This is a genomic window from Candidatus Poriferisocius sp. (assembly GCF_965204015.1).
Taxonomy (GTDB): Bacteria; Actinomycetota; Acidimicrobiia; order Acidimicrobiales; family Bin134; genus Poriferisocius.
On record NZ_OZ241965.1, the window covers coordinates 915,332 to 927,672 of the forward strand.

10 protein-coding genes are annotated in these 12,341 nt (G+C 64.4%); 6 read left to right on the forward strand and 4 right to left on the reverse strand.

The features are described 5' to 3' along the window. Nucleotides 1–2 precede the first annotated feature (2 nt). Nucleotides 3–926: an LLM class flavin-dependent oxidoreductase gene (locus ACOGJC_RS04305; protein WP_419847278.1), complete on the forward strand. Its 924-nt coding sequence runs from the start codon at nt 3–5 to the stop codon at nt 924–926. A gap of 49 nt (nt 927–975) precedes the next feature. Here the strand turns inward: ACOGJC_RS04305 and ACOGJC_RS04310 are convergent, their stop codons facing one another. Then, the gene (locus ACOGJC_RS04310) at nt 976–3,081 is read right to left on the reverse strand and encodes a DEAD/DEAH box helicase (protein WP_419847279.1); all 2,106 of its coding nucleotides are present in this window, start codon (nt 3,079–3,081) and stop codon (nt 976–978) included. A 46-nt stretch (nt 3,082–3,127) separates the two neighbouring features. Between ACOGJC_RS04310 and ACOGJC_RS04315 the strand changes: the two genes are divergently transcribed. Then, on the forward strand, nt 3,128–4,021 hold the full coding sequence (locus ACOGJC_RS04315) for an LLM class F420-dependent oxidoreductase (RefSeq protein ID WP_419847280.1): 894 nt from the start codon (nt 3,128–3,130) through the stop codon (nt 4,019–4,021). Nucleotides 4,022–4,336: 315 nt separating this feature from the next. After that, nucleotides 4,337–4,552 carry a helix-turn-helix domain-containing protein gene (locus ACOGJC_RS04320; protein ID WP_419847281.1) on the forward strand — a complete coding sequence of 72 codons (216 nt, stop codon included), beginning with the start codon at nt 4,337–4,339 and terminating at the stop codon, nt 4,550–4,552. Between the two features lie 74 nt (nt 4,553–4,626). On the opposite strand, the gene ACOGJC_RS04325 is transcribed toward ACOGJC_RS04320, so the two are convergent. From ACOGJC_RS04325 to ACOGJC_RS04335, 3 genes are all read right to left on the reverse strand, one after another. Beyond that, nucleotides 4,627–6,339 (reverse strand): N-acyl-D-amino-acid deacylase family protein, encoded by a 1,713-nt coding sequence (locus ACOGJC_RS04325; RefSeq protein ID WP_419847282.1) that lies wholly within the window; start codon nt 6,337–6,339, stop codon nt 4,627–4,629. Nucleotides 6,340–6,449: 110 nt separating this feature from the next. Next, complete coding sequence (locus ACOGJC_RS04330) at nt 6,450–6,899, reverse strand: hypothetical protein (protein WP_419847283.1); 450 nt, start codon at nt 6,897–6,899, stop codon at nt 6,450–6,452. A gap of 15 nt (nt 6,900–6,914) precedes the next feature. Continuing rightward, nucleotides 6,915–7,304, reverse strand: a complete 390-nt coding sequence (locus ACOGJC_RS04335) for a hypothetical protein (RefSeq protein ID WP_419847284.1) — start codon at nt 7,302–7,304, stop codon at nt 6,915–6,917. 872 nt (nt 7,305–8,176) lie between these two features. Here ACOGJC_RS04335 and ACOGJC_RS04340 point away from each other — a divergent pair. The 3 genes from ACOGJC_RS04340 (at nt 8,177) to ACOGJC_RS04350 (ending at nt 12,279) form a co-directional block, all read left to right on the forward strand. Further along, nucleotides 8,177–11,488 (forward strand): hypothetical protein, encoded by a 3,312-nt coding sequence (locus ACOGJC_RS04340; RefSeq protein ID WP_419847285.1) that lies wholly within the window; start codon nt 8,177–8,179, stop codon nt 11,486–11,488. Nucleotides 11,489–11,711: 223 nt separating this feature from the next. Beyond that, nucleotides 11,712–11,852 (forward strand): hypothetical protein, encoded by a 141-nt coding sequence (locus ACOGJC_RS04345; RefSeq protein ID WP_419847286.1) that lies wholly within the window; start codon nt 11,712–11,714, stop codon nt 11,850–11,852. Nucleotides 11,853–11,856: 4 nt separating this feature from the next. Next, nucleotides 11,857–12,279, forward strand: coding sequence for a PIN domain-containing protein (locus tag ACOGJC_RS04350; RefSeq protein WP_419847287.1), 423 nt, complete (start codon nt 11,857–11,859; stop codon nt 12,277–12,279). Nucleotides 12,280–12,341: the final 62 nt, after the last annotated feature.

A 12,341-nucleotide genomic window follows, 5' to 3' on the forward strand; every position in this document is an offset into this window, starting at 1 on the left:
AGATGAAGTTCGGGGTGTATTTCTCGTTTCGGAGGCTGCCGGGGGATTCGAAGCCGTGGGCGGAGGTGTATGACGAGAGCTTCGCCCAGATGCGGTTGGCGGAGGATCTGGGCTTTGACTCGGTGTGGTTGACCGAGCACCATTTCAGTGACGACGGCTACTCCCCGTCGGTGCTGCCCATCGCCGCGGCGGCGGCCGCCCACACGTCGGTGATCGACATCGGCGTTTTCATCGCCCTGTTGCCGCTGTACAACCCAGTGAGGCTGGCCGAGGACGCGGCCACTGTGGACGTCATCTCTCGAGGTCGGCTCATTCTGGGGCTGTCCGCGGGGTATGTGGCCTCCGAGTTCGCTGCTTTGGGAGTGGACTTCGACCGGCGGTCCCGCATCGCCGACGAAGCGCTGGAGATCCTCTACGGGTGCTGGAGCGGCGACCATTACTCCTTCATCGGGGAGCACTTCTCCGTATCGGACGTGTCGGTGTATCCCAAGCCCCACACCCAGCCCCATCCCCGCATCTTCTACGGCGGCGGCTCCCCCGCCGGTCGCCGTCGCCATCGCTTCGTGGCCGAGAACATGAACTGGTCCCGGGAGCCCGAGCTGCTGTGGCTCTACATCAGTGACCATGCCGATGCCGCTTGGGAGGAGTGGGGTGCGGGAGCGACCCATGTCCACGCCCGCTACATGCGGTGGACCAAGGAGTCCGGAGGCGACTGGTGGGACGCCGATCCCCGCGCCCACTTCATCGCCGGCGATGTGAACACCGCCATCGAGGCCATCGAGAACAAGCTCGGCGGCTTCCGCACCGAGCGGGAGGGCGAGGCCGAGACACTGGTGCTGGGCATGAACATGCCCGGTGTCGACGACAGCAACATCCGCCGTTCGATGGAATTGTTCGCGGCCCACGTCATGCCCCGGTTCCAATAAGAACTGGCAGCGGCCGTAGAAGAAAACTTGGCGGGCCAGCAGTGGCGCCTCACCCTTGCCGCAGGCTCTCCCATTCGTCGAGGAGGCTGGAGTCGGTGGTGCGGAGGAGAGCGCCGAGGTCGGCGGTGAGGGTGGCCAGGGCGTCATTGACCGCAGCGGCGGGGACGGTTTGGACCATGGCCTTGTAGCAATCGGAGAGATAGCGCAATAGCGCGCCCTCCGAGCGCTTGATGCCGTAGCGGGAGACGTACTGGTTGAAGGTGTCGCCGTGCTCCATGAGATCGCGGGCCACCGACTTGGGACTGGGGCGGTCGCGGCCCACCCAGGGGTGGTAGCGAGCGAACACTGCGAAGGCCGGTTCGATGAACTCGGCCTCGGGTCGGGGCCAGGTGACCTCCGACAGCCGCTCCAAGCGCTCCTCGTAAGGCACCCGCTCGGCCTTCAATTGATCCATAAGGTCGTCGCGAACCTTGTCCCTTTGGGCTAGCAGCACCACCGTCGGGTCTTCCAGCACCGACTCCACCACGCTGAGCGCCTGCCAGTGGTAGTCGGAAGCCTCCATATCCAGCGCGTCCAGCGCCTCTACCGCGAACAGCCCCAGCGGCTGGTTCAGCCGGAACTCGTCTTGCAGGTCGAGGTTCACCCGCACCGGGCGGCCCCGGTGGTCGGGATCGTCGAGCACCTCGACGATCCCGGCGTCGATCAGCGACCGGAACACCCCGACAGCTCGACGGATGTGGACCCGCTGGCGGGATCGGGGCTCGTGGTTGTCGGTCAGGAGGCGCTTCATGGCCGTACAGCCATCGCCGGGCCGGTCCAGAACGTTGAGCATCATGGAATGGCTCACCGCGAAGCTGGAATCCAGGGTCTCGGGTCGGCTGTGCCAAAGTCGGTTCAGCGTGTCGCCGTCGTAGTGGGCGTAGTTGTGCTCGGGCGGCTTCTTCTTCTTCAGTTTGCGGCGCTTGATCGGGTCGGAGGCGGCCTTGGCCTCGGCCCGGCGATTCTCAATCACGTGCTCGGGAGCCTGCACCCACACGCTGCCCTCTTCGTCGAACCCCCGCCGTCCGGCCCGACCCGCAATCTGCTGGAAGTCCCGCACCGAGAGAACCCGGGTGCGGCGGCCGTCGTATTTGTACAGGCGGGTGAACAGCACGGTTCGGATGGGCACGTTCACTCCCACCCCGAGGGTGTCGGTGCCGCAGATCAGCTTCAGATGCCCCTGTTGGGCCAGCTTTTCCACCAGCAGCCGGTACTTGGGCAACAGCCCGGCATGGTGTACCCCCACCCCGGCCAGCACGAAGCGACGCAGGTCCTTGCCAAACGGGGTGTCGAAGCGAAAACCGCCGATCGCCTCCTTCACATCCGCCTTGGCGTGGGCGTCCAGCACATCGAGGCTGGTGAGGCTCTGGGCCTGGGCGGTGGCCTCCCGCTGGGTGAAATGGACGATGTACACCGGCGCCCTGTCGGTGGCCAGCAACTCGGCAATGGACACGTGCAGCGCCGTCTCCCGGTACTCCACATCCAGGGGCACCGGCCGCTGGGCCGAAGCCACCAGCGCGCTGGCCCGTCCACTGCGCTCGCTCAAGTCCTGGCGCAGGGCGGTGGTGTCACCCAGGGTGGCGGACATCAACAGGAACTGAGGCCGGTTCAGCTCCAGCAGCGGCACCTGCCAGGCCCAGCCCCGGTCTCGGTCGCCGTAGTAGTGGAATTCGTCCATCACCACCAGGTCGACGTCGGTTTTGCCTCCTTCGTGCAACGCTCGCAGCGCCAGGATCTCGGCGGTACAGGCGATCACCGGCGCGTTGGCATTCACGGCCGCGTCCCCGGTGACCATTCCCACCCGCTCAGCCCCGAATGCGGCCACCAGCTCGAAGAATTTCTCGCTGACCAACGCCTTGATAGGCGCGGTGTACACCGCCCGCCGCCCCTGGGCCAGCGCGGCGAACGCCCCGGCCAGCGCCACCAGCGATTTTCCCGATCCGGTCGGCGTGGCCAGCACGACATTGTCACCCGCTAGCAGTCGCAGCACCGCCTCCTCTTGGTGGGGGTACAGCTCCAACCCGGCCGCGTCCGCCCAATCGCAGAAAGCACCCAGCAGTTCATCGGGATCGCCCGCATCGGGCATGAAGTCTCCAAGGGCGGGCAGGACAGACATGGCGATGCCAGGCTAGGGGTGGACGAGGCGTGGAAGGCTACAGAGGATGAAGTTCGGGCTATATCTCATCGGGAGCGCAACCGGGTCGGCGGGACCTCCGGCGGCGCCGATCGCCGATCCGGAGTTCTTGGCTGGCTTTGCCCGCCACGCCGAGGCGGCGGGGTGCGACTCTTTGTTCTTCGCCGACCACATTGTGTTCCCGGCGGCCAAACGGGCGCCCTACCCCTACGCCGAATCGGGGGCCTATCCGTGGGACAACAAGCACGCCCAGCTTCCTGAGCCGCTGGCGCTCATGGCCTTCCTCGCTGGAGTTACCGACTCGCTGCGGTTCGGCACCGCAGTGCTGGTGCTGCCCCAGCGCCATCCAATGCTGTTGGCCAAGCAACTGGCCACCATCGACGTGCTGTCGGGAGGCCGGGCCGAACTCGGAATCGGATCGGGGTGGCTGGCCGATGAATTCGACGCTTTGGGCTACTCATTCGCCAACAGGGGCGCCCGCACCGACGAGTACATCGACGTCATGCGAGAGCTGTGGGCCAACCCGGTGGCCAGCTTTGCCGGACCGACCGTTGCCTTCGACGACATCCAGCTCACCACCCACCCCCGTCAGCCCGGAGGCATCCCCATCATCGTGGGCGGCCACTCCCCGCCGGCGCTGCGCCGAGCCGGCCAGCGGGGCGACGCCTTTCTGCCCGCCTTCTCGGCCTCGCAGAACCGGGATCGCTGGCTCAAGATGTGGGCCCAGGTGCAGCACTGGGCCGCCGACGCGGGACGGGCCGACGCCTGCGAGCTCCAGGGATTCGGCGCCACCCTCGACGATGCCCGGTTCTTGGCCGACTTGGGAGCAACCCGCATGATCTACAGCACCCACGACCCCGATTTGAACTCCGCAGTGGCCACTTTGGACCGCTTTGCCGCTGAGGTGATCGACCGATTTTGACCCCGGCCGCGACACATCCTGTGCCAAATCTGCTGATTTCGAGTTGATTTCGTGTTTTTTTGAGAAATTTCTTTTGCACAGGTTTCGCACTACCCCCACCCGCGAAGTCCGAGCCAAAAACCCAGGTCAAATGGTTGCCTCGGGTCGCCTATCGGAAGATTTCCACAGATCGATGAGGAACGAACGGCCAATTCTCTCCCGAGATTCCGCCTAGGTGGGAATTATTTGAGAGTTTCGCTCGCGAGAATGCTCGCTCCATTTCCGCCAGTGCCGTGATTCTCGGCCCCGGCGGAGCACAGAGGAAGGAGCAAACTCATGAACCACACTGTGGAAAACCTTGTCGGCCCGGCCGATGCCTGCCAGATGCTTGGCATCGACCATCACGGCCTGCTGCGAAGCATCAACGACGGAATGGTGCCCGCCTATCGCATCGGCGGGGCCGTCAGATTCCGCCCCTCAGAGCTGCGCCATCCTGCTCTGTCCGGCCTGGCCGAGTTCTATCGCTCGCGCCGCGGTCATTTCGCCGCCTAACCCCACCCCCAAGCCCTCTGCCCCCGACTGCGTCCCACCCCCACGCGGTCGGGGGCGGACGGGGGTCTTGGCCGTTAGGGAAGCACAGTCTCAGTGTCGCGACCAGAGCGCAGAACGGTTCCCGGGGTGGCACCGGTCACCTGGCCGTCAACCACGATGTCGGTTCCGCCCACCAGCACTCGGTGGATGCCCTGGGCGCCGGCGAACAGGCGCATGCAGTCGCCGGGCAGATCGGTGCGGGCCTCGATGGGGTCGGAGGCCACCGTGCCCGGATCGAACACCACCAGATCGGCATGCCAGCCCTCGGCCACCCGGCCTCGGTCCTTGAGACCGAACAGGCGGGCAGGCACGTCGGTCATCAGCCGCACCGCCTCCTCGAGCGGCAGTAGCCCCCGGTTGCGCACAATGTCGCCCAGGATGATGGTGAAGTAGCGGGTGCCGCACATGCGGTCGAGATGGGCCCCGGCGTCGGAACCACCCACGATCACCCGGGGGTCCCGCCAGTGCTCGGCACGGTGAGCCCAGCTCTCCGACGAGTCGTCAGCATTGATGGGCCACAGATCGGTGCGCAAGTCGTCGGCCAGCACAATGTCGCACAGCGTGTCAAACGGGTGCTGGCCCCGCTCAGCGGCGATATCGCCCACCCGCCGACCGGTCAGCCCGTCGTTCTGCGGGGCATAGGTGGTGCCGATCTCCATGTTCTCCCACTGGGCCATGTGGTAGAAGCCGCCGCTGCCGGTCTGGGCCTGCTCGTGCAGCCACCGCCGGGTCTCCGGGTCGGCCAGCGCCGCCATTTTCTCCTCATGGGGAAGGTTCATGGTGTCCTTCCACCCCGGCATGTTGTACAGCGGGCAGTAGGTGGCAAAGCACAGCTTCAACCCACCAATGGTGGGCATAGACAGCGCCACGATGCGCCCGCCCACCTCAGCAGCCGCATCAGCCGCCCCAAGTTGGTGGTTGGTGCGGTCTTGGGTGTCGGCGCTGACGGTGAGCACGTTCCAGTTAAGCGGCCGCTGGGCCTGGGCCGACATCTGGCTCATCAGCTCGATCTCTTCGTCGCTGAAGGTGCTGAGGCATCCCGAGGTGATGAACTCCAGCCAGGTGCCCGGGTGGTCGGCCACCGCTCCGGCCAGGGCCAATACCTCCTCGGTGGTGGAGAATCGGCTGGGCACGGGTTCGTTGTCGCCGTCCCAATGGGTGTGGGCCAGCGACGTGGAAAACCCCATGCCACCGGCGGCCAGCCCATCGTGGAGGGCCCGCACCATCTGGTCGAGTTGCTCCGAGCTGGCGGGCTGATTGGCGTCGGGCCCCATCACATAGCGGCGCAGGGCCGAGTGGCCCACCAAGAACCCGGCGTTGACCGCGGTGTTGCCGTCGAGGCTGTCCAAGAACTCCCCGAACGTCTCCCAGTCCCAAGGCAGCCCCTGTTCCAGCGCCAAAAGGGGCATCCCCTCCACCATGGCCATCATCTCTTGCAGATAACGGGCGTCATCGGGGTTCACCGGGGCCAGGGAGAACCCGCAATTGCCCCCCAGCACAGTGGTCACCCCGTGCATCGGCGACGGCGTAGCCGCCGGATCCCAGAAGAGCTGCGCGTCGTAGTGAGTGTGGGGATCAATGAAGCCCGGCGCCACCGCCAGCCCATCAGCATCCACCGTCCGGGCAGCCGCGCCATCCACCTGCCCGATCTCCGCAATCCGCCCCCCGGAAACCGCCACATCAGCCACCACCGGCTCGGCCCCCGTCCCATCCACAACCGCGCCACTCCGAATCACCAAATCAAACATGCCCCCCACAGTAGGCGCGCCCCGTGACAAATCCCCCAGAGGCCAAGAGGAACATGGAAATCCACTCTGAGGCACTGCGCCGCCTAGAAGAGTGATCGACGAGGTCTATCTCACGATTCCGGCGGAGCAATCACAACCTTTGTAAGAGCAGCAAGACCCTTGCTCTGGCCCCGGGTCTTTGATGGACCCTGGAGGGTGAAGATCATTCCGTGCTCGGGATGGCCCTCCTGTGGCCATCGAATGATGCCCTGCCCTTTGCTGCGAGCCTCTCCTGCCGTAATGGAAACGACGCCATACCGGGGGCCCCAGCGTTCCACGAGGTCGGCGACTGCCACCCCTCGTGCGGCCATTTCAGATTCCAAGTAGACAGACACCGCTACCGCCGGGACTCCCAGTTCTCGAAGCAGTTCTGCCCGCTGATCCTGGAACGCATTTGTTCCTGCCCGAGCTGCAACGCCGCCCTCGAACTTTGTGTTGGCCGCGGTGACCATGCGATATAGCAGCTCGCCATCGATAACGGTGGCATCATCGACATAGACCTCGCCTGGATAGGGCGGCACAGCGAGGCGAAGGGCTCAGCTTGTCAAAGCCAGCAGGGCCAGCGCTTGCTCGGCCTCTTGCCGATGCTCGTCGAGCGGCCCCTCGCTCTCAGCATCGCAGGCCCGCACATAGACGCTCACACCGCCTTCCGCCCCAACGTCCACCACCAGATCGACATCGCGACTCTCCCACTCCAGCAGCACGCCGCCCCCTACTGATGCCATCACCTGGGGAGACGGGATGCTCCTCCCCCACTCCACTAGGACATCGGCAGCCGCCTTCAGTGCTCCTGCACGCGGAGCCAGCGCCCCGTAACCGTCCCAGTCGTCATCAAGTTCGGCCAAGGGCGCTAGCAACTCAATCACTACCTGTGGGATCCCCTTTTGATCAACGATCACATCCCACCTCAAATCTTGGCCGCTCATTGCCCTCGAACCCTACCCGGCTTTCAATGGTTTTCCAATATCTTCATCTTTCCGAACACTTGACGGTACCCTCGCTGCCATCCGTGCTCTGCCTCAGGATACAGCCGCCGCCCAAGAGGATCGGCCCTACATCAACAGGGATCACTCTGATCTGAAAAGCCGTTGACGTCCCCTTAGCGGCATAGCTACTGTCACCAGTGCCTGCGGTCCGGTTAGTAGGTATCTACCGAATGCAGCCGACATACCGCGGCGACGGGGCCCTGGAACGCACGGGGCCCCTTTTCTTGCGCCACGAACCGTCCAGCCCGTGATTCAGGGTGCTAGGGATCGCAACTCACGTCCCATTCGACTTAGGCGACGGACCCCTTGGCACCCCCTGGTCAATGACGATAAGAGGCCCAGCTGACTAGCCGCCACCTCCCCCGTCCCATTGGCCAAAAAGGGCAAAGGGCAGCGCAATAACCCCCGGTAGAGTGGCCGCGTGGCGGTGGTGCTTAACCCCAGCCCCGCCTGCAAATCAACCCTGCTAGCTGCGACCGAGCAAGCAGGACGGGAGGTAGTTCGTTTTGGGTCGCAAGAGTAGGGAGAAGCGGATGCGACGAGAGAACGGGCCGGGCCCAATCGCCCTCGCAGTCGAGCACACATCGCTGTCCGAGGTTTCTGCCCTGCTCGAAGCGGCCTCCGTTTCGCCAACCGCTTCGCATCGTCTCCTGTCACTCGCCCACATATTCGACTCCGCGGTGCGCAGTACCCGTACAGGCGAGCAGTCCGCTTCACCGGAATTGCTCACACGGCTCACTAAAGCAGCGTTTCGGGAGTTCCCCGATTTGCACTGGTCGAATAGCTGGACATCCTGCGATCTACGAGTCGGGGTGCAGACCCGCTGGGATGGTGAACTTCACCGGCTCGTCCCAGGGGGGCCGTATCGGACCGTCAGCAAAGTCGAATTCCTCCGCCTGCTCGCGCCGGTCATCGACCCTGTGCTGATAGCCCGCATCGGTTACGGCCTAGGCGACGCGGTCGAACTGGTGCTCCGCCGGATCTCCCACGTTGTCGAAACGCTCGCCTCAGTTTGGCCCGACGAGCCGCAGGCGGCCCCGGACGATGAGCCCCACGTCACCGAATCTGAGATCGGAGCCGCCCGCAGGCTCAGCCCCATTTCTGAGCAGGCCGCCCTCTGCACATCCCCGGAAAGGGCAGCCAGGGCGCTGGCCGCCTACACGCTGCCAGCGAAACAGTTTCGGCACCCCGATCCCGTATCGTGGTTCGGCCCGACGGTCGCCGTACGAGCCGGCGGGCAGGCAATAGCAGTGCCCGCCGGGATGCTCGTGAACGCGCTCGACGCTATCTCAGCCGACCTCGCCGCCCGGGCGTTCTGCATCGACCCAACTGTCGAGGAAGATTGGGCGGGGGCAGCCGGGGCAGCCCTAGGGCACGCCCTCACCGGGGCGGGACACCCGATAATCGGACCTGTCGTCGGTGCCGACGGCAGCGGCATCCATTCCGTGGTGCCGTACTCGCGTCGACAGGCACTGGTCATCGCCTTCGCCGCCGGACTCACACCGGAAAGAACTCGCGAGCGGTTCAAGATAAGCGCCCGCCGCATCGACCGGGTGGCACCGGGAGCTGTGCTCGAATCCCCTGACGGGCGATTTCAGATCGCCAGTGACGCCGAGGTGGCCAGGTTCTACTTCGTGGCCGCCCCCGAGGACTGCCTGATGTTCCACCCCGGCGGGGATCGCGCCATCGCCACCCTGGGAGACCTGCTGTGGTTTGTCCGAACTTGCTCGGAGCCGGTCGACCTGTGGCACTTCGCCCGCGACTTGGGCGACCCAGAAAGAACCGGCCAACTGAGAATGGCCGAACTGGCCGACGGGTGGGAAGCGTGGCGCCAAAACGGCAAGAGCTTCCACAACGGCGCCGAGCCCTTCGAAGCGACAATGTTTGACTCAGACCTCAGCGTCAGTGCCGAATGGGATACCGCAGCCGCTGCCTGTCCCGCCGAAAAAGCGCTGCTCGCGCTCGACCTGCCTCCCTTGTCCGAATGGCCGCTCATCGACGAGGACAGCGACGGTGTCAAACATGTGGGCGATACATACCGGGGCATTTGGGTCAAACTGCTGGCATGGCCGGTTCCGGTGGCAGTCGCCAAAACTGATCCGAACAAAGCGGAAGCTTATTCCCAGCTCAATAGCGTCGGAGAGGGCATCGCTCTGAAACTCGAGCACACTAAAGCGGAGTTCCTCGCCGCCGCTGCCGACTCTGGCGTCACCGCTCTCAGGATCGGCTTCGCGCACAGCGGCTCAGAGCACAACGGGGGCCCACCCTTGTGGATCGCCGAAAAAGACGAGCGGTCCCTCGTATTCGGCTGGGACCAGCACGCCTTGGAAGCGGCGATGCTCGAAGACTCCCGCGCTGTAGAGCAACTCGTCGGCAAGCTGCTCGCCGAACAGTTTGCCGTCGGGCCGCCCAGGAATAGGTTCCTCGCCGCTTGGAACGCAGCGCCGCCAACCGTCCGCTTCGACGAGATAACGGTCTACCAGAGTTCACGCCACCTCCCTCCGCCGATCCGCGCCCATGCATCCCCCCGTGCCGATGCCTTGCATCGGCTTGGCCGCCACCTACGGGACTCAGGCGTGGAGCCGGGACGGTACGCCGGGTCGAGGGCGGGCGGGGTGTCAAGGGATCACGTCTACCCACAGCTGACCAGCGACCTCCGCCACTTTCTCGATAGGTGCGACGGACAGGCCCTGCTGGAAATGGCGCTGAACCAGTTGGAAAGGGCAACCAGCGAACGCCTGAGCAACTTCCGCCAGATAGCCATGTGGCGAGGCTTCCCGGTCCACAGCAACCCTGAGAGCTGGCGCGATCAATACGAAGAGGCAGCCCAACGGTCCCGGGAAATCGCGCTCATCGTCGAGGAGGTGCTAGCACGCCCGCCAGGCGGCGAGACACAGCCAGATCGGGCCCTCTGGCAGGAGGCCCTTGCCATCAGCGGCCTCTGTTTCGACTTTGGACTCCAAAGAATGTCCGCGCTCCACAGTCTCGAACATGCGGCCATCACTGTTTCGGACCGCTTTGAGGTCGAGATCGAATGGTCGGATGCGCCGACGGACATCGATGCTCGTTCTCACGCGATGCATCGGGGGCAGGCCGGGTTCCCTCAGCCCATACCCATCGGAGCACCGTCCGCGTCGGACGACGAGGACCCAAAGTCAATCCCCGAAATGGTGCCGGACGTGGCTGGTATAGACAGAGCCATGAGAGCATCCCTCGGCTTCGGCTTCGACGCCCTCTTCGGGATACTCAAGGCAGCTATCTCATGGGAGGTCACCGACTACAACCCCGTCGGGACCGCGTCCGCATCGGATATCGCCGCAGCCGCAGTCGCCATATCTGTCGGAGCATCAAAGGACGAATGCCAAAAAGCGCTGGAACGGCTCACCCTGCGCGGTCCCGACATCGCCGCCGACCGACGCGACTCCGAACCCTGGGAGACGGAAAGAAGGGATGCCAGGATCGCTGTGCGTCCGTTCGTCGAGCAAGGCGATGAGCTACTCATCCTGCCATGGACCGCGGATATGGCACTCCGAATCTATGGGAACTACTTGGGCGACGGACGGCTTCCGTGGCCAGACGACAGCATCCCCAACCCGGTTACAGAAGCAATGGGCCGCTACAGACAGGACCGCAACTTGCAGCTTGAACGCGACTGCGCCGCAGCACTTCAGCAGACTGACTTCATCATCCGCTCCAACGTCAAACCGCATAAGGCTAGGAAGATCGGCATCGTTGGGCTGCCCGGCGAGATCGATCTCTTGTGCCTTGACGCCGACCGATCACGAGTCTGGGTGATGGAGGTCAAAGACAAGTACACGCCGTACTACCACCAGCAGGCCCGCCGGCTGTTCGACGACTACCACAAGGAAGACGGGCACGTGGACAAGCTGCTGGCAAAGACCGAAGCTGTCCGCAATAGCACAGCGAGCCTGGCCCAAGCGCTCGGAGTCGACAATCCAGAACGCTCATGGGACGTAGTCCCCCTCTTCGTCACCCGATTCCCCACCCCGGCCGCCTTCGCCGTCAATCCCCAAGTCCCGTTTTGCTTGCTCGACGACGCCGCCCGTGTAACTACGCTCGATGCACTGCCACCGCCCGGCTTCTGTCCGCCGCTAGCAATCTGACCTCACCCCGGCGATGGGCCCCAGAATGCACGGGGCCCCTTTCTTGTCATGAACTGCCCGTCCCGTGATCCAGTGGGCCTTAGGTCCGTACCCTCCAAAAGCCTGCTGGCAAGGCCCCGAAGGCGCCAAAGCAAATGGAGTGGCGAAACAGGCGACTTGGCCGGGTATTCTGAATGCCTACCGGCTTGCGGAGGTGACGATGTCTGACAGAACAGCAAACCAGATGCCAGACGCACCTGGCCCGGCCACGATCGCAGAGATCATCCGCGGTTTGGAACCGATGGGCGATCCAAGCAAGTTCTCCATCGAGGACTTGACCACCGAGGAAGAGGACGCTTTCTTCGCCATCATCGAAAACCTCTGACCACATGCCGCCACAAGTAGTGGTTGACACCATGGTCGCCAGTGCCTGGCTCGCCAACCGCCAGGTAGAGCGCCAGGTTCGTTGGTTGAGGGTTCTGGCGCAGGCCCTATGGATACTCCCCTTCGTAGTCGTTGCCGAGATGCGCTTCGGGGCCGAGGTGGCCGGTTGGGGCCCTCGACGCCGAGCGAGGCTGGAGAACGTGATAGCGCGTGCCGCAGTAGTCCCTCCGCTTGAAGACATCACTGATGCGTATGTCGATCTACGAACCTGGAGCGTTCGCAATGGACACGGTCTGAGCGCCAAGAGCCACGAAGCCGACCGGTGGGTCGCCGCTGTCGCCATTGCCGGAGAACTTCCTCTCGCCACTGAGGACTCGATCTTCGACGACGTTCCTATGCTACGGCTCCTCGATCCAGATGGGGCCTAGACGTTCTGCCCGCAGAGATTGCTAGCTCGACTGGGTAGGTCGGCTGTGGGGTGCGCATTGTC